Annotated in this window: 18 protein-coding genes; 10 read left to right on the top strand and 8 right to left on the bottom strand. The window is 65.5% G+C overall.

Going from position 1 to position 15,566, the window contains the following annotated elements:
- The first annotated feature begins 18 nt into the window (after positions 1 to 18).
- Positions 19 to 366, top strand: coding sequence for a RidA family protein (locus FIU94_RS14975; protein ID WP_152466541.1), 348 nt, complete (start codon positions 19 to 21; stop codon positions 364 to 366).
- A 63-nt stretch (positions 367 to 429) separates the two neighbouring features.
- On the opposite strand, the gene FIU94_RS14970 is transcribed toward FIU94_RS14975, so the two are convergent.
- A complete protein-coding gene (locus FIU94_RS14970; protein ID WP_152466540.1) occupies positions 430 to 951 on the bottom strand; it encodes a hypothetical protein in 522 nt (173 codons plus the stop codon).
- A 122-nt stretch (positions 952 to 1,073) separates the two neighbouring features.
- Between FIU94_RS14970 and FIU94_RS14965 the strand changes: the two genes are divergently transcribed.
- Positions 1,074 to 1,484 carry a SufE family protein gene (locus FIU94_RS14965; protein ID WP_152466539.1) on the top strand — a complete coding sequence of 137 codons (411 nt, stop codon included), beginning with the start codon at positions 1,074 to 1,076 and terminating at the stop codon, positions 1,482 to 1,484.
- Between the two features lie 128 nt (positions 1,485 to 1,612).
- Here FIU94_RS14965 and FIU94_RS14960 read toward each other — a convergent pair whose 3' ends face one another.
- Positions 1,613 to 2,233 (bottom strand): DUF1638 domain-containing protein, encoded by a 621-nt coding sequence (locus FIU94_RS14960; RefSeq protein ID WP_254702664.1) that lies wholly within the window; start codon positions 2,231 to 2,233, stop codon positions 1,613 to 1,615.
- Positions 2,234 to 2,378: 145 nt separating this feature from the next.
- On the opposite strand from FIU94_RS14960, the gene FIU94_RS14955 reads away from it, so the two are divergent.
- Positions 2,379 to 2,870, top strand: coding sequence for a hypothetical protein (locus tag FIU94_RS14955; protein WP_152466538.1), 492 nt, complete (start codon positions 2,379 to 2,381; stop codon positions 2,868 to 2,870).
- A gap of 2 nt (positions 2,871 to 2,872) precedes the next feature.
- Here FIU94_RS14955 and FIU94_RS14950 read toward each other — a convergent pair whose 3' ends face one another.
- Positions 2,873 to 3,058, bottom strand: coding sequence for a hypothetical protein (locus tag FIU94_RS14950; protein WP_152466537.1), 186 nt, complete (start codon positions 3,056 to 3,058; stop codon positions 2,873 to 2,875).
- A gap of 161 nt (positions 3,059 to 3,219) precedes the next feature.
- On the bottom strand, positions 3,220 to 3,921 hold the full coding sequence (locus tag FIU94_RS14945) for a B12-binding domain-containing protein (protein ID WP_152466536.1): 702 nt from the start codon (positions 3,919 to 3,921) through the stop codon (positions 3,220 to 3,222).
- 215 nt (positions 3,922 to 4,136) lie between these two features.
- On the opposite strand from FIU94_RS14945, the gene FIU94_RS14940 reads away from it, so the two are divergent.
- Positions 4,137 to 5,213: a PA0069 family radical SAM protein gene (locus tag FIU94_RS14940; RefSeq protein WP_152466535.1), complete on the top strand. Its 1,077-nt coding sequence runs from the start codon at positions 4,137 to 4,139 to the stop codon at positions 5,211 to 5,213.
- A gap of 97 nt (positions 5,214 to 5,310) precedes the next feature.
- Here FIU94_RS14940 and bmt read toward each other — a convergent pair whose 3' ends face one another.
- From bmt to FIU94_RS14925, 3 genes are all read right to left on the bottom strand, one after another.
- Positions 5,311 to 6,327, bottom strand: coding sequence for a betaine--homocysteine S-methyltransferase (gene bmt / locus FIU94_RS14935; RefSeq protein ID WP_152466534.1), 1,017 nt, complete (start codon positions 6,325 to 6,327; stop codon positions 5,311 to 5,313).
- 32 nt (positions 6,328 to 6,359) lie between these two features.
- Positions 6,360 to 8,237: a phosphatidylglycerol lysyltransferase domain-containing protein gene (locus tag FIU94_RS14930; protein ID WP_152466533.1), complete on the bottom strand. Its 1,878-nt coding sequence runs from the start codon at positions 8,235 to 8,237 to the stop codon at positions 6,360 to 6,362.
- A gap of 170 nt (positions 8,238 to 8,407) precedes the next feature.
- Positions 8,408 to 8,725: a DUF1476 domain-containing protein gene (locus FIU94_RS14925; RefSeq protein WP_152466532.1), complete on the bottom strand. Its 318-nt coding sequence runs from the start codon at positions 8,723 to 8,725 to the stop codon at positions 8,408 to 8,410.
- A 174-nt stretch (positions 8,726 to 8,899) separates the two neighbouring features.
- Between FIU94_RS14925 and purC the strand changes: the two genes are divergently transcribed.
- Genes purC through FIU94_RS14895 form a run of 6 tightly spaced genes read left to right on the top strand, consistent with a single transcriptional unit; the run spans position 8,900 to position 14,801 of the window.
- Entirely contained in the window at positions 8,900 to 9,661 is a 762-nt protein-coding gene (gene purC / locus FIU94_RS14920; protein WP_152466531.1) for a phosphoribosylaminoimidazolesuccinocarboxamide synthase, read from the top strand.
- 52 nt (positions 9,662 to 9,713) lie between these two features.
- Positions 9,714 to 9,944, top strand: coding sequence for a phosphoribosylformylglycinamidine synthase subunit PurS (gene purS, locus FIU94_RS14915; RefSeq protein ID WP_152466530.1), 231 nt, complete (start codon positions 9,714 to 9,716; stop codon positions 9,942 to 9,944).
- Positions 9,944 to 10,987: an alcohol dehydrogenase catalytic domain-containing protein gene (locus FIU94_RS14910; RefSeq protein ID WP_152466529.1), complete on the top strand. Its 1,044-nt coding sequence runs from the start codon at positions 9,944 to 9,946 to the stop codon at positions 10,985 to 10,987. The genes purS and FIU94_RS14910 overlap by 1 nt, the downstream gene beginning before the upstream one ends.
- Before the next feature lie 10 nt (positions 10,988 to 10,997).
- The gene (gene purQ, locus FIU94_RS14905; RefSeq protein WP_152466528.1) at positions 10,998 to 11,666 is read left to right on the top strand and encodes a phosphoribosylformylglycinamidine synthase subunit PurQ; all 669 of its coding nucleotides are present in this window, start codon (positions 10,998 to 11,000) and stop codon (positions 11,664 to 11,666) included.
- A 36-nt stretch (positions 11,667 to 11,702) separates the two neighbouring features.
- The gene (locus FIU94_RS14900; RefSeq protein ID WP_152466527.1) at positions 11,703 to 13,460 is read left to right on the top strand and encodes an ATP-binding protein; all 1,758 of its coding nucleotides are present in this window, start codon (positions 11,703 to 11,705) and stop codon (positions 13,458 to 13,460) included.
- A 6-nt stretch (positions 13,461 to 13,466) separates the two neighbouring features.
- Positions 13,467 to 14,801 (top strand): sigma-54 dependent transcriptional regulator, encoded by a 1,335-nt coding sequence (locus FIU94_RS14895; RefSeq protein WP_152466526.1) that lies wholly within the window; start codon positions 13,467 to 13,469, stop codon positions 14,799 to 14,801.
- Positions 14,802 to 14,888: 87 nt separating this feature from the next.
- Here the strand turns inward: FIU94_RS14895 and FIU94_RS14890 are convergent, their stop codons facing one another.
- Entirely contained in the window at positions 14,889 to 15,179 is a 291-nt protein-coding gene (locus FIU94_RS14890; protein WP_152466525.1) for a hypothetical protein, read from the bottom strand.
- Between the last annotated feature and the right edge of the window lie 387 nt (positions 15,180 to 15,566).

Genomic DNA, 15,566 nt, shown 5'->3' with positions numbered 1-15,566 from the left:
CCCTTGAAGGAGAAAAGAATGTCTGAAATCACCCGCAAGCACACCAACACCCGGATGAGCCAGATCGTTACCCATAACGGCACCATCTACCTGGCGGGTCAGGTGGGCACGCCGGGGGCGAGCGTCGCCCAGCAGACGCAGGATTGCCTGGACAGCATCGACAAGCTGTTGGCCGAGGCCGGGTCGGACAAGTCGCGGATCCTTCAGGCCGTGATCTGGCTGGCGGACATGTCGGATTTCGAAGAGATGAACGGCGTCTGGGATGCCTGGGTGCCCGAAGGTCACGCGCCCGCGCGGGCCTGCGGCGAAGCGAAACTCGCCCGTGCGGACTTCACCGTGGAAATCATCGTCACCGCCGCAGCCTGACTGTGGCGGCAGGATAAAGAACGTCCTGTAACGATTTGAAATGTCGCCTTCGCTGATGCCTTGTCAGCGGCGGCGTGTCTCCTGGGCGTTCAGCGCGCCCTCCACCCGGATCACGTTGACGTCACGCAACTGCTGATCGGTCAGCTTGCGGCCCGCTGTGACCTCGCGCGTGGGCACGGTGCCGACAGGCGTGTTCGCCTTTGGCCGCACCCCTTCCAGACGGTAGGTCAGCACGCCGTTCACCGGTTCTTCGTCCTCGTTGGCGGGGGTAAGCTGCACGGCATAGATGCCTTGTCGCGCCGCAAGGCCGGTCGCGCGTATGATGGCACCGCCCGGAACCCGTTCGACCGTCAGGTTTGTGACCTGCTCGAACGGGCGGCCCAGGTACACGGCGTCCGCCGCACCCGCGCGCGAAAAGAACCCGTTGCGGCGCGGGATCAGCGGATTGGTCTGCTCCGGCGCTGTGGTGGCCACCGACCGGGACTGACCGAACCAGTTGAACGGATTGACCCGGCTGTCCCGGATCGCCCCGCAGGCCGACAGGGTAAGGGTGAGAGCCGCGAATAGGGTCAGGGTCTTGCGCATTGTGCTGCCTCGGGTGTTTTCTTGATCTTTGACTAGCCTATTCGACACTCCTTGGGAAGGGGGTGGACCTTTGCCGGGGCGCTGCTTACCTCTGGCGAAACCGCAATACAGGGGACCCCTCCATGGCCACCGCCGCTTTCGAAGAACTTGTCGAGGATTTCGAGTTTCTGGACGACTGGGAAGACCGCTATCGCCACGTGATCGACCTGGGCAAGGCGATGGACCCGCTGGAAGAGGCGCTGCGCGTGCCCGCGACCAAGGTGGACGGATGCGCCAGCCAGGTCTGGCTGCACGCCCAGTTCGACGACGGCAGGTTGCATTTCGACGGGGCCAGCGATGCGATGATCGTCTCGGGTCTGATCGCGGTGCTGCGGGTGCTCTACAATGGTCTGACCCCGGACGAGGTCGTCGCGGTCGATGCGCGGGCGGAAATGGGCCGTCTGGGGCTGAACGATCACCTGTCCGCGCAGCGTTCAAACGGGTTGCGCGCGATGATCGAGCGGATCAGAGAGACCGCTGCCCAGACCACTTGAGCGCGGTGCGGTTCACGCCGTCAGGCTGGCGCATTCGGTGGGCGGGGCGACTTTGCCGGTAAGCGGGCCTCTGCGGCTTCGACGCGAAGGGAACGCTCTGGCGGTCCGTGCTTTTCAGACCGCCGCGGTCATGGCCGCGAAAGATCGGCCAGCGCGGTTTTCAGATCGCCATACCCGGTGTAGCGCCGCTCGAACGCCAGCCCCAGCGTCTCGGCGCAGGCGCGGGCCTTTTCCGTCAACTCCGGGTCATCGGTCTGCGCCTGATAGACCAGTTTGTCGTAATTGCCGAAATACATGTCCCGCAGCTCGGGATGCCTGTCCAGCCCCATCGGTTTCACGATGAAGGCGTCGAACTGCCGCACTAGGAAATCGGTGAGGTAGAAGGCGGTAAATTCCTCCTCCGCCTTCGCGGCAAAGGCGTCATTGCCTTCGAAGAAGCTGTAGCAATGCGGGCCCGCGACCATCTTGACCCCCAGCGCGTCGCAGGCCTGCTGCAATTGCCCGCCGGTGCCGCAATCCGCGTAGACGACAAAGATGTCGTCGTAATCGGCGCGGTGCTTCTTCACGGCATCCTGCACCGCTGCGGTGATCTTTTCGGGGTAGAGGTGATATTTCGCGGGCAGGCAGGTCAGGTCCAGATGCGTCCAGCCGTTGGCAGCTTTCAGGTCCAGAATCTCTCGTGCCAATGCGCCGCAGGCGATCAGCAGGATCGACCCCGCGCCCTTGGCCCGCAGGCCTGTTTCGGTCAGCTGGTCGAGGTCGGGCTGGGGCGGCGCGTGCTCTGTCACAATTCTAACCAATGCGTGTAGGTCTGTCGGCATCATTGCATGGTGCCACGGAAGGTGCGTAGCTCGATCTGTCAGATACGACATTTCAGACAGGGATCAAACACAGATGACGGCTTACTCAGACAAACCGGGTGTCAACACGGCCACGCTCGGGCTGATGTTCATATCGGGCTGCTTCGCGACGATGGCTTTTGACCTTTGGGGGCAGATTGTCAGCCCTGGCTTGGGGTTCGCCAATCTGTCACCGCACGGGCTGGCCAAAAGCCTGTTCGGCACCCTTGGGCTGCCGAACGGAGATTTCGCGGGCTACTTCATGCATTTCTATCTCGTCGGGCTGATCGGCTATCCGGTGGGATGGTTGTTTATCTTCAGGCCGGTCTGGACCCGGATTGTCGGCCACGGCCTGCCGTGGATCGTGCCCGCGGCGGTCTACGGTTTTGGGCTGTGGGTGTTTGCGATTGGTGGGATCACTGCCATTGCGGGCCTGCCGTTCTTTCTGAACTTCACCGGGATCGCTTGGGTCGCACTGGTGGGGCACGTCCTTTATGGCGTGGTCATGGTCGCGGTAATGGTCTGGCTGACACGCGGCAGGGCCTGACCCTATTTCCCGCTGGTCCGTCCGCGCAGAAGCCGGACCAGCACCAGGGCCATGACGATCACCGGGACCAGCGCCGTCGCCGCCGGTGGCACGCTCAGCGCCGAGGCCGCGAAATGGGCCAGCCAGACGGTGACAGCCGCGGCAACGATCACGGCAACAAGGATCAGGGCAAGTCGTTCAGGGGGCATCGGTCCTCTCTTTCAGGTATCAAGATATGACCTGTCCGGCCCCGGAAAAAGACCCTGCGCGCAGGGAGCCTACCCATGGTTTGCAATTCGGGCAGACGCGAAAAAGCCCCCGAAGTTGATTCGAGGGCTTTGCCGTTCAATGCTATCGCGCGGGGCGGCGATCAGGCGGACGCAGCCCTGTTGTGTTTGCGGTGCATCCATTCCTTTGCGGTTTCCACGGCCACGGCGGCATCGCGGCAATAGGCGTCTGCGCCGATGGCCTTGCCGAATTCCTCGTTCAGCGGCGCGCCGCCCACGAGGATGATGTAGTCGTCGCGGATGCCCTGTTCGACCATCGTGTCGATCACGACTTTCATGTAGGGCATCGTCGTGGTCAGCAGCGCGGACATCCCCAGGATGTCGGCCTTTTCCTTCTCGATCGCTTCGAGATAGTTTTCCACCGGGTTGTTGATGCCAAGGTCCACGATCTCGAAACCGGCACCTTCCATCATCATGCCGACGAGGTTCTTGCCGATGTCGTGAATGTCGCCTTTCACCGTGCCGATGACCATCTTGCCGATGGTGGGGGCACCGGTTTCGGCCAGAAGCGGCTTCAGGATGGCCATGCCGCCCTTCATGGCGTTGGCGGCCAGCAGCACCTCGGGGACGAACAGGATCCCGTCGCGGAAATCCGCACCGACGATGGTCATGCCGCCGACAAGCGCCTTGGTCAGAATTTCATAAGGCTCCCACTTGCGTTCCAGCAGGATGTTTACGCCCTCTTCGATCTCTTCCTTGAGACCGTCGTAAAGGTCGTCGAACATCTGTTGCACAAGCTCTTCGTCATCGAGTTCGGAGAGGATGATTTCTTCATCGTCAGACATGGTGGTCCCTTCTGCCGTCTTTGCAGGCGCGGTGCGCTTTTGCCTACATGTCACGATTTCGCGCCCTCGGAAGAGCGAATTGCGACATGGGCCGCGTAAAGCGCGACGCCATCGGTATGAGACTACGCTTTTTTTAGCCGAGGAGACAAGGCGTTGACGCTTTCAATGCGATCTATTTCGGTTGTCGCTGTTCTCATTTTGTTCTAGTTTTGGGCATGGACAGGGAAGATCGGCGATTCAAGGTGGTCGGGCGCGCGGCGGGCAGCAACAACGCCGGTCGGTTCGAACGGCACGAAAGGGTGCAGGTCGATGATGGCTGGACGCCCGATGACGACCTGCCGGTCCTGCGCACCCAGACCGCCATCGAGGTGCCGCGCAAGGTCATCACCTACAACAGCTCGCCCGATCTGCCCTTCGACCGCTCGATCAACCCTTACCGGGGGTGCGAACACGGTTGCGTCTACTGCTTCGCGCGGCCCAGTCACGCCTATCTCGGGCTCTCACCGGGGCTGGACTTCGAAACCCGGCTGGTGGCGCGCCCCGATGCGCCGGAGGTGCTGAAGCGCGAGCTGGCCGCGAAATCCTACCGGGTGGCCCCGATCGCCATCGGGACCAACACCGACCCCTATCAACCGATCGAGCGCGCGCATGAGATCATGCGCGCCTGCCTGCAGGTGCTGTCGGAGACAGGCCACCCGGTTGCCATCGTGACCAAGGGCGCGCTGATCGAACGCGACATCGACATTCTGGCCGATATGGCGCGGCGCGGTCTGGTGCGGGTGGGCATTTCAGTCACCACCCTGGATGCCAGGCTCAGCCGGTTGATGGAGCCGCGCGCGCCGGCCCCGGCGCGGCGGTTGCAGGTGGTGCGGGCGTTGTCGGGCGCGGGGGTGCCGGTGCGCATCATGGCCGCGCCCCTGATCCCCGCGCTGACGGACCCCGAGCTGGAGGACATTCTCAAGGCGGGGCGCGACGCCGGTGCGCGCCATGCCAGCTGGATCATGCTGCGTCTGCCGCGCGAGGTGTCGCCGCTGGTGCAGGACTGGCTTGCCCGCCATTACCCAGATCGGTCAGAGCGGATCATGGCCCGCCTGCGCGAGATGCATGGCGGCAAGGAATACGATGCCACATGGCATCGCCGGATGCGGGGGGAGGGACCCTATGCCGAGATCATCGCGCGGCGTTTCGACGTGGCTGTAAAACGGCTGGGCCTTGGGCTGCGCGCGCCGCCCATGCGCTGCGACCTGTTCCGCCCGCCGGTCAAGGAGACGGCCCAGTTGTCGCTGTTCTGACCTCTTCTGCCAAACGCCGCGCGGCGTTGGCCGGGTGCACATCAGGATCGACAGGGGATTTCCTGGCCCGGAACCCGTTCCTGCGGCCCGGCAGGTTTCAGCCGCGCCGCCGTCCGCCGCGCCGTTCGCGCTTGGCCGGGGCTTCATCGCCGGTGCCGTCGCTGTCGGAGGAAAACGGCCCGAGGACTGAAGTAATCTCGTCCAGCGTCGGCGCATCGCCTTTGGGTTGGCTGTCCAGTGCGGCGCGCATCGCCACCAGATGCTCCGGCATGGTGCCGCAGCAGCCGCCGATGATCGTGGCCCCGCAGTTGCGCGCCATGACCGCATATTTGCCCATCAGTTCGGGCGTGCCGTCATAGTGGATATGGCCGTCGTGGTACTTGGGAATACCGGCGTTGCCCTTGGAGATGACAGGCAGGGAGGGGTTCTTTGATGTGAACCCCAGTACGGTGCGCAGCAGGTCGGACGCGCCCGTGCCGCAGTTGGCGCCAAAGGCGAGCGGCCGTTCGTCCAGACCTTCGACCATGTCCACCATGCCTTCCGAGGTCAGGCCCATCATCGTGCGCCCGGCGGTGTCAAAGCTCATGGTGCCGCACCAGGGCAGGCCCGCGCGTGCGAAGCCTTCGGCGGCGGCCTTGTATTCCTCGGGCGCGCTGATGGTCTCCAGCCAGCCGATGTCGACGCCGCCGGTCTTGAGCCCGTCCGCAGCCTCGTGGAACATCTCCACCGCCTCGGCATGGCTGAGCGTGCCGACAGGCTCCATGATGTCGCCCGTCGGGCCGACCGAGCCCGCGACGATCACCTTGCGCCCGGCGGTGTCGGCCACCTCGCGTGCCAGTTCGGCGGACACGCGCGCCAGTTCGTGCACACGATCCTGCGCCCCGTGCAGTTTCAGCCGCGAGGCATTGGCGCCGAAGCTGTTGGTCAGGAACAGGTCGCTGCCGCTGTCCACCGCCCCCCGGTAGAGCTTGATGATCTTCTCGGGCTGTTCCACGTTCCACATCTCGGGCGCGTCGCCGGACATCAGCCCCATGTTGAACAGGTTGGTGCCGGTGGCCCCGTCGGCCAGCAGATAGCCCTTTTCGGCCAGAAGATCGGTCAGTGCATTGGACATTGGTATACTCCGCGCGTGGTGATCTGCCTATTTCACGCAGCCCGTCGGGGGGCAAGTTCATATTCTTCATCTTGTTCATGAAACAGGTTTCCATGCCGCAGCGCGTATGGATGATGCACCTCGCGGGCGATGTCGGCCAGGGCCAGCGCCAGTCCGGCGCGGCCGGGGGCAGCGGCATAGCGCGGCGACCAGCTTGGCGCGAAGGCGGATTTGAACCGGATCAGTCCGGCGGCCCCGGCGCGGTCCAGCACGCGACCGCGCAGCGGTGCCAGCAGCGGGTGGTTCAGCGCGGGGAAATCCGGCACCGCGGCGAGGCTCAGTCGGCTCAGCCCCTGCGCCCGTGCCTGCGCCAGTGCCGCGGCGACCAGCGACTGCATCGTCCCTTGGGGGGCCTGCGCGGACAGGCGCGTGAGGTCCAGGGCCATGTCATGCGGCCCTGCGTGGAAAGTGACAAAACCAACCAGTTGTTCACCCTGCCAGGCAAGGAAGACCTGCTGCCCTGCCACGTAGCGGGGGCAGAACCTGCCCATGGTGCCACCCCGCGCGCGGCCGTTTCGCCGCTGCCAGCAGGCATCGAGCGCGGCCATCTCGGATAGGGGCAGCACCTCGGCCCGTTGAACCTGCACCCCCGCCTTTGCCGCCTGCCTCAGCTTGCGGCGCAATCCCCGGCGCGCGGGGCTGTCGAGGTCGAAGGTTTGCGGATTCAGCAAAGCCTCGCGCGCGATGCGCATCACCTGCCAGCCTGCTGCCCGGGCGCGGGCGGCTTCGGACGCGGTGCATTTGTAGAGTGTCGCGATCCGGTTGCCGCCCCGCGCGCGGCGGCGCAGGTCGTTCAGTGCGGCACCGGTCAGCGGTGCGCCGCCCGGCAGGACCACCAGCGCCTGCGGTGTGGGCCACAGCGCCGCCGGGCCGCCCGCAAGCGCCGCCACCTGACCCCCGTTCTGGCGCAGCAGGCCCAGCTCGGCCCCCGGCATCGGCGGGTCGGTCGGCACGGCCCGCCGCTCCTCCCGGCAGGCCGGCGGATGGAGCAATGCCAGCGCCCCCAAAACGGCAGGCAAAGCGTAATAGAGCGCGCGATAGCCCATGACGGCGGCCACGAGGTCGCCCTGTGGGACATCGGGCAGCAGGCCCAGCAGCATCAGTTCGAACGGGCCGACCCCGCCGGGCGCCCCCGACAGCAGGCCCGCGCCGTAAGCCAGCAGGAAAACAGGCAGGAACGCCGTCAGCGCCACAGCGTCCTGGGGCAACATCAGATACAGCACCATCCCCGCCGCGGCCAGGTCCAAAGCGGCCCAGAGCAGGATCGCCCCCGTGGCGGGCAGGCTCGGCACCCCGGGCAGCCAGCGCATCAGCGTCGGCAGCGTCAGGCGCGGGCCAAAGGCGGCGAACCCGGCGATGACCGGCAGACCCGTCAGCACCGCCAGCGCGGGCAGGGTGGTCCACCCGGGGGCGGGCAGGGCGAGACAGGCCAGTGCGGTGATCCAGCCCCAGGCCAGCAGAAAGCTGCCAGCGACGCAGGCCGACAGTCGCAGCGCCCCCAGGGCGCCGAGCTGCGGCAGCAGCCGCTGGCGCGCCAGTGCCCCGGTCAGAACGCCAAAGCCCAGCGTTTGCGACAGCGCGATTGCGACGGTGCCGCTGTACCGCGCACGGCGGGGCGAAAGGCCAGTGTCGAAGTGGCGGTGGAACAGCGCGTCGTAGCGTCCGACGGCTGCGAAACTCAGGGCGACGCAGACCAGCGCCAGGGACAGCTCCGCCGCGCCGATGTCGCGCAGCCCGGCGGGCAGGGCGCGCCAGGGCGTGTCGCCCAGCTGCCGCCAGACCAGCCAGAGGCAGCCAAGGGCCAAGCCCGGCGGTCCTGCGTACCGTGCAGCCCGCGCCAGTTGTCGTGCCGCTGAAACCAGTCCTGCCATGATCCGCCCCCCGTCCTGCGCGGTGACGCGTATAGGCGGCAGGTGCCCTGCAAACCGTTAAGAAGACCGGAGAACCAAGAGAAAACGCGCCCTCCATTTGAATGAAAGGCGCGTCGAATGATCCCCTTTTCCCGGCGGTTTGGCGGGCAGGGCTGACCAACAGTGGCCGGTCAGTCCGTTTCGCTGAGGATCTGCGCCTTGGCCTCGGTCATCAGCGACGACATCTTGGCGCGGATCGTGGCCTCGTCCGCGCGGTGGTCGAGATCGCCCGAGACCTTGCGGAACACATCCTCGTCGCCTGCTTCCTCGAAATCCGACTTGATCACTTCGCGGGCGTAGGCGGCGGCATCCTCGCCGGTCTTGCCCAAGAGGTCGGCAGCCCAGAGTCCCAGCAGCTTGTTGCGCCGCGCCTCGGCCTTGAACTGCATTTCGGCGTCGTGGGCGTACTTGTTCTCGAAAGCGTTCTCGCGGTCTTTCATCGTGGACATCTGGGTCTCCCTGGCAAAGCATGTCTGGGTCTGAATGTGGGTGCGCGTTGCCCACCGCGCAAGGGAAAACCGGGCCAAGGCGTGCTTGCGGTGGCCGCACCCATAGACTAAGAGGAGCGCGAACGGGCCACGCAACTTTCTTCCCGGCTGGCCCCCTTTGCGGAAAGGACGCTCATGGCCCGGCGCAACAAGATCTACGAAGGCAAGGCAAAGATCCTTTACGAAGGTCCCGAACCGGGCACCCTCGTTCAGTATTTCAAGGACGACGCCACCGCCTTCAATGCGCAGAAGAAGGACGTGATCGAGGGCAAGGGCGTGCTGAACAACCGCCTGAGCGAATTCTTCATGACCGGGCTGAACCAGATCGGGGTGCCGACGCATTTCATCAAACGGCTGAACATGCGCGAACAGCTGGTCCGCCAGTGCGAGATCGTCCCGCTGGAAGTGATCGTGCGCAATTTTGCCGCCGGTACCATGGCCAAGCGGCTGGGGATCGAGGAAGGCATGCAGCTGCCGCGTCCCATCGTCGAATACTGCTACAAGGACGACAAGCTGGGCGATCCGCTGGTGACAGAGGAACACATCGCCGCGTTCGGCTGGGCCAGTCAGCAGGACATGGACGATATACTCAGCCTTGCGCTGCGGGTGAACGATTTCCTCAGCGGCGTGATGATGGCCGTGGGCATCAAGCTGGTGGACTTCAAGATCGAGATCGGCCGTGTCTATGACGGCGATTTCCAGCGGTTGATCATCGCGGACGAGATCAGCCCGGACAGCTGCCGCCTGTGGGACATCGAGACCGGCCAGAAGCTGGACAAGGACGTGTTCCGCCGCGACCTGGGGTCGCTGACCGACGCCTATACCGAAGTGGCGCGGCGGCTGGGGGTGATGCCGAAATCGTCGACGCCGATTTCCAAACCAACCCTCATCAACTGAGACCGGCCGGGCGCCGGAGTATTTTGGGCATAAAGAAGCGAGGGGACGCGCCATGAAGGCACGGGTGCATGTGATGTTGAAGAACGGGGTCCTGGACCCCCAGGGCGAGGCGGTGCGCCATGCGCTCGGCGCGCTGGGTTTCGACGGCGTGAACGGCGTGCGTCAGGGCAAGGTGATCGAGCTGGACCTTGCCGAGGGCACCACCGAGGCGGATGTCTCTGCCATGTGCGAGAAGCTGTTGGCCAACACGGTCATCGAATCCTACACGGTGGAGATGGCCTGATGCGTGCTGCGCGGTTGACGCAATGGCGCGCACCGCTCGAACTGGTCGAAGTGGAGACGCCCCCGGTGCCCGACGGCGGCGTGCTGCTGCGGGTGCTGGCCTGTGGCATTTGCCGGTCCGACTGGCACGTCTGGACAGGCGCAGACCCCGACGTGGTGCTGCCCCATATTCCCGGACATGAGTATTGCGGCGAAGTGGTCTCGGTCGGCGCGGGCGTGACACGCTGGCGCGTGGGCGACCGGGTGATCGCGCCCTTCATCCTGGCCTGCGGAAGCTGCCCGGACTGCGCGGCGGGGCATCAGACCGTCTGTGCCCGGCAGGTGCTGCCGGGGTTCACCCAGGCCGGATCTTTTGCCGAGATGGTTGCGGTGCCCTTTGCCGACACGAACCTGACGCCGCTGCCCGAGGGGCTGGATCCTGCGATCGCCGCCGCGATGGGCTGCCGGGTGACGACCGCCTACCATGCGTTGACGGGCCGTGCGGCGGTGCGGGCAGGCGAATGGGTCGCGGTCTTTGGCGCGGGCGGTGTGGGGCTGTCGGCGCTGTTGCTGGCGCGGGCCTTGGGCGCGCGGGTCGTCATGGTGGACGTTGTGCCCGAAAAACTGGCGACGGCGCTCGCGTTGGGCGCGACCGAGGTCGTGAACGCGGCCGAGGCCGATCCGGTGGCGGCCATCCACGAGATAACCGGGGGCGGGGCCGACGTCGCGCTGGAGGCGCTGGGACTGCCCGAGACCACCGCCAACGCCATCCGATGCCTGCGCAAGCTGGGCCGGATGGTGCAGATCGGCATGCCCGCGGGCGACCATGTCACCATGCCGGTGCCGATGGATGCCGTCTATGGCGGGCAGCTGGCGCTGTTCGGGACCCGCGGCATGCCCGCCTGGCGGTACCCTTCGCTGCTGTCGCTGATCGCGGCGACCGATCTCGACCTGTCCCCCCTTGTGACCCGGCGTGTCGCGCTGTCCGATGCGACCGCGGAACTGGCCGTCTTCGACGGGCCGGCCCCGCCGGGTGTCGCCGTCATCACCGATTTTCAGTCCTAGGAGAACCCTCATGCGTGCAGCCGTCATCGTGTTTCCCGGATCGAACTGCGACCGCGATCTTGCCGTGGCCTTCCGCGCGGCCGGAGCCGAGGTCGAGATGGTCTGGCACAAGGACAGTTCCTTGCCCGAGGGCATTGACATCGTTGGCATACCCGGCGGATTTTCCTACGGCGACTACCTGCGCTGCGGTGCCATCGCAGCGCAGTCTTCGATCTGCGGCGCGGTCAGGGCGCATGCCGACCGCGGCGGCTATGTCCTGGGGGTCTGCAACGGCTTCCAGGTCCTGACGGAGACCGGGCTTCTGCCGGGAGCGCTGTTGCGCAACGCAGGCCTGAAATACATCTGCCGCACCGTGGGCCTGAAGGTCGAAACCTCGGCCAGTGACTTTACCGCAGGCTATGCCGCGGGCGACGTGATCGACATCCCGATTGCCCATCACGACGGCAATTACTTTGCGGATGCCGACACGGTCAGACGGCTGCAGGATGAGGATCGGGTGGCCTTTACCTACACCGACAACCCGAACGGGGCACAGGCGGATATTGCGGGCATCCTGTCGGCAAACCGGCGGGTGCTGGGGATGATGCCGCACCCGGAACGGGCGGCCGACGCGGGCCATGGCGGCACCGACGGGGTGGCGCTCTTCCGCGCATTGGCAGGGGCGCTCGCCGACGCCTGACTTGAGTGCGCTGGCCCTTGCGCGTAGATTGGGCGGATGGCGGAAGCAACTGACAATAGGCGTACTCTGACGGTCTCCTGGCGGATCCGGCTGGCCATTGGCGCACTGATGGTGCTGGCGGTGGTGGTCATTTCGGTCACGAACAGCCTGCTCACCGACCGCTTTACCGAAAGCACGCGCAGCCGGGCCGAGCTGCGGATCGCGCTTTATTCCGGGAACCTGCTGGCGGAGCTGCGCCAGAACGCGATCGTGCCGCAGCTGCTGGCCCGTGACCCCACGTTGATCAGCGCCCTGCAGACGGCGGATTATTCGCTGTCGACCCAGCGGCTGATCTCCTTTGTCGAGGAGATCGGGGCGGCGTCTCTCATGCTTTATGATGTGGACGGGCGGACCGTCGCGGCCACGGACCGCAACCGGCTTGGGTCGAACCACCGGTCCGAAGCCTATTTTGTCGATGCGATCCGGTCCAACGCCACGATCTTCAGCACGATCAAGAGGGACGGCGGCGGCTACAAGTTCATGTATTCGCGGCGTATTCAGGAGGGCGGCGCGACGCTGGGCGTCATTGCCGTCGAGGTCGATCTGCAAAAGTTCGAACGCGCCTGGGCGGGCATTTCCGACGCGGTCATCGTGATGGACAGCACCGGTGAGATCATCCTGGCGACCGAACCGCGCTGGCGCGGCCTGACCGAACCCGACGCGCTGTCGACCCAGCCTGCGCGCAGCGCCATCGAACGCGCGATCAAGGCGACCGCGGACTGGACGGCCCTGCCGCCCGATGCCTATCTTCAGGGCGAGGCGGTGATGCGGCTGGAAAGCAAGATCCCGTTCCGGGGCTGGCGGATGACCAGCTATACCACCTATGCCTCCGTGCGCGAGAAAGTGAACGGTGTGCTGGCGCTGGAGGTCATGGGATTTGCCATCCTGCTGGCGTTGACGTTCTACTTCCTCAGCCGCCGCACAGCCGGGCGGCTGGCGATATTCCAGCGCGAGTCCGCGAAATTGCGGGCGCTGAACGCGGCGCTTCAGCGGGAAATCGCCGAACGCAAGCGCGTGCAGGAGACCCTCGCGGTGGCGGAACAGACGCTGGAACAGTCAAGCAAGCTGGCCGCCCTGGGCGAGATGTCGGCCGCTGTCAGTCACGAATTGAACCAGCCGCTGGCGGCGATGAAGACCTATCTGGCGGGCGCGCGGCTGCTGTTGCGGCGCAATCGCCCCGAAGAGGCGCTGTCGTCCTTCGGGCGGATCGACGACCTGATCGAACGCATGGGCGCGATCACGCGGCAGCTAAAATCCTATGCCCGCAAGGGGCAGGAGGCATTTTCGCCGGTGGACATGGGCGCGGCCCTGGCCTCGTCCCTGTCGATGATGGAACCGCAGCTGCGCCAGCGTCAGGTCCAGATCAGCCGTATCCTGCCCGATGCGCCGGTGATGGTCATGGGCGACCGGATGCGGATCGAGCAGGTCATGGTCAACCTCTTGCGCAACGCGCTCGACGCCACCAAATCGGAAAGGAACCCGCATGTGGAAATCATGCTGAGCGCGGGGGAGACTGCGACACTGACGGTGCGCGACAACGGGCCGGGGATCGAGGACCTCGACGCGCTCTTCGAACCGTTCTACACGACTAAGCAGCCCGGCGACGGCGTTGGCTTGGGGCTTGCGATCTCCAGCGGGATCGTCGCCGACCTGGGCGGTCGGCTCACGGCGCGGAACGGACAGGCTGGCGGCGCAGTTTTTGAAATGCAACTGCCCATTCTGGGCGACACGGACACTATGGAAGCGGCGGAGTAGACGGCAATGGCACAGGCAATGAAGATCGCGATCGTCGATGACGAACAGGACATGCGGCAGTCCATCAGCCAGTGGCTGGCCCTGTCGGGTTACGACACGGAAACCTTCGGATCGGCCGAGGATGCGCTGAAGAAACTGGGGCCGGATTATCCCGGCATCGTGATCTCGGACATCAAGATGCCGGGCATGGACGGGATGCAGTTCCTGAAAAAGCTGATGGGCAACGACAGCGCCCTGCCGGTGATCATGATCACCGGCCACGGCGATGTGCCCATGGCGGTCGAGGCGATGCGGGTGGGGGCGTTCGACTTTCTCGAGAAGCCTTTCAACCCAGACCGGATGAACGAGCTGGCCAAGAAGGCGACGCTGGCGCGGCGGCTGACGATGGACAACCGGGCCCTGCGGCGCGAGCTGTCGGACGGCGGCCAGCTGATGAAGAAGCTGATCGGCCAGAGCCCGGTGATGGAGCGGCTGCGCGAAGATATACTCGACCTCGGCCAGGCCGACGGTCACGTGTTGATCGACGGCGAAACCGGGACCGGCAAGACGCTCGTGGCGCATGCGCTGCATGCCGTGGGCAGCCGGGCGGGCAAGAAGTTCGTGCTGGTCAGCTGCGGCGCGCTGGAAGAAGAAGCGTTGAGCAAGCGTCTCTTCGGGCCGATGTTGCCCGAGGACACCCAGCTGCCCGCCGTCGAGGAGGCGCGCGGCGGCACCCTTGTCCTGGAGGACATCGAGGCGCTGTCCGAGACCCTTCAGGCGCGGCTGCTGAACGTGATCAACGAACAGGGCACGCCCGCCGAGACGCGGATTGTGGCGATTTCCAACCTGCAGGAAGCGGGCCGGACATCGGAAGACGCATTGCGGTCGGATCTGTTCTACCGGCTGGCGGCGCTGCGGATCACGGTGCCGCCCCTGCGTCAGCGCGGCGAGGATATTCTCACGCTGTTTACCCGGCTGAGCGAACAGTTCGCCGACGAATACGGCTGCGAGGCACCGCAGGTCAGCGCGCAGGAGGCCGCGCAGCTGCTGCAGGCCCCCTGGCCGGGCAACGTGCGGCAGCTGATCAACGTGGCCGAACGCGCCGTGCTGCAGTCGCGTCGCGGATCCGGCACCATCGCATCCCTGCTGATGAGCGACCATGACGAGATGCAACCGGTGATGACCACCGAAGGCAAGCCGCTGAAGGAATACGTCGAAGCCTTTGAGCGGATGCTGATCGACAACACCATGCGTCGGCACAAGGGCTCCGTCGCCAGCGTGATGGACGAACTTTGCCTGCCCCGGCGGACCCTGAACGAAAAGATGGCCAAATACGGCCTGCAACGGTCGGACTACCTGTAGAAACGCAAACAGGCCGCCCCGGCGGCGCGGCCTGTGTCAACCCCGTCTGAGGGACGAGTGCCCGGAACCCTCGAAGGGGCGGTCCCCTCAGCCCCGTTGGTTCTGGGTAATCGTCAGCGCCTGGCCCTGGTCGTTCGTGGTGCATGTCCAGTAGGGGGCATTGGGCACGTTCACGATGTACTGGTTCAGCTCGATGATCGGGATCGTGGTGTTGATCGTGGCCCCGCTGACGCCGGTTTCGTTCTCCACCGCCGCGATGCAGCTCTTGGTTGCCCTCAATTCGGCCCGCGCAACCGGGTCGTTCGCGACCGCGACCTCGTCACAGGCGGCGACGCCCAGCAGGGCGATGATAAGGGCGGGGCGCAGAAGTGTCGGCATGTAAGGTCCTTTGGTGTCGTGGCGGCCTGAACGGGCCGCCCTGATGCGTGGGGGCGCAGACACCGGCAGCCGGTCCGCGCGCAGCGACTGTCCCGAAGCGGCGGCGGGTTGTCAAGCGCAGTGCCAATTTGGTCGGCATTCGAAACACTCCGGAACGATTGCCCATTGTCATTTGCCCCCCAAACCCCTTAACTGTAGGGCAGGGTGGTTTGACGCGTTCACGCGCCGAACCTGCACCCCACGATGAGTTTCGCTGTGCGTGCGCGTCCTCCAGGACCGCCGGACAGACCGATAGGGCCGGAAACGGCCAAAGAACCGCTGACGGTCCGGGCCAAGCCCCACGAAAAACCGCAGTAAATAATGGGTATGTCCGCCCCAAGGGGCGGC

The organism is Sulfitobacter sp. THAF37, from assembly GCF_009363555.1.
Taxonomy (GTDB): domain Bacteria; phylum Pseudomonadota; class Alphaproteobacteria; order Rhodobacterales; family Rhodobacteraceae; genus Sulfitobacter.
The sequence above is the reverse complement of the archived record's forward strand: the minus strand, read 5'-3'. Positions and strand labels throughout refer to the sequence as shown.

What these genes read in the sequence shown, in the direction of transcription:
- FIU94_RS14975 (WP_152466541.1), top strand. Translation starts at nt 19, where the DNA reads ATGTCTGAAATCACCCGCAAGCACACCAACACCCGGATGAGCCAGATC.
- FIU94_RS14970 (WP_152466540.1), bottom strand. Translation starts at nt 951, where the DNA reads ATGCGCAAGACCCTGACCCTATTCGCGGCTCTCACCCTTACCCTGTCG.
- FIU94_RS14965 (WP_152466539.1), top strand. Translation starts at nt 1,074, where the DNA reads ATGGCCACCGCCGCTTTCGAAGAACTTGTCGAGGATTTCGAGTTTCTG.
- FIU94_RS14955 (WP_152466538.1), top strand. Translation starts at nt 2,379, where the DNA reads ATGACGGCTTACTCAGACAAACCGGGTGTCAACACGGCCACGCTCGGG.
- FIU94_RS14950 (WP_152466537.1), bottom strand. Translation starts at nt 3,058, where the DNA reads ATGCCCCCTGAACGACTTGCCCTGATCCTTGTTGCCGTGATCGTTGCC.
- FIU94_RS14945 (WP_152466536.1), bottom strand. Translation starts at nt 3,921, where the DNA reads ATGTCTGACGATGAAGAAATCATCCTCTCCGAACTCGATGACGAAGAG.
- FIU94_RS14940 (WP_152466535.1), top strand. Translation starts at nt 4,137, where the DNA reads ATGGACAGGGAAGATCGGCGATTCAAGGTGGTCGGGCGCGCGGCGGGC.
- bmt (WP_152466534.1), bottom strand. Translation starts at nt 6,327, where the DNA reads ATGTCCAATGCACTGACCGATCTTCTGGCCGAAAAGGGCTATCTGCTG.
- FIU94_RS14930 (WP_152466533.1), bottom strand. Translation starts at nt 8,237, where the DNA reads ATGGCAGGACTGGTTTCAGCGGCACGACAACTGGCGCGGGCTGCACGG.
- FIU94_RS14925 (WP_152466532.1), bottom strand. Translation starts at nt 8,725, where the DNA reads ATGTCCACGATGAAAGACCGCGAGAACGCTTTCGAGAACAAGTACGCC.
- purC (WP_152466531.1), top strand. Translation starts at nt 8,900, where the DNA reads ATGGCCCGGCGCAACAAGATCTACGAAGGCAAGGCAAAGATCCTTTAC.
- purS (WP_152466530.1), top strand. Translation starts at nt 9,714, where the DNA reads ATGAAGGCACGGGTGCATGTGATGTTGAAGAACGGGGTCCTGGACCCC.
- FIU94_RS14910 (WP_152466529.1), top strand. Translation starts at nt 9,944, where the DNA reads ATGCGTGCTGCGCGGTTGACGCAATGGCGCGCACCGCTCGAACTGGTC.
- purQ (WP_152466528.1), top strand. Translation starts at nt 10,998, where the DNA reads ATGCGTGCAGCCGTCATCGTGTTTCCCGGATCGAACTGCGACCGCGAT.
- FIU94_RS14900 (WP_152466527.1), top strand. Translation starts at nt 11,703, where the DNA reads ATGGCGGAAGCAACTGACAATAGGCGTACTCTGACGGTCTCCTGGCGG.
- FIU94_RS14895 (WP_152466526.1), top strand. Translation starts at nt 13,467, where the DNA reads ATGGCACAGGCAATGAAGATCGCGATCGTCGATGACGAACAGGACATG.
- FIU94_RS14890 (WP_152466525.1), bottom strand. Translation starts at nt 15,179, where the DNA reads ATGCCGACACTTCTGCGCCCCGCCCTTATCATCGCCCTGCTGGGCGTC.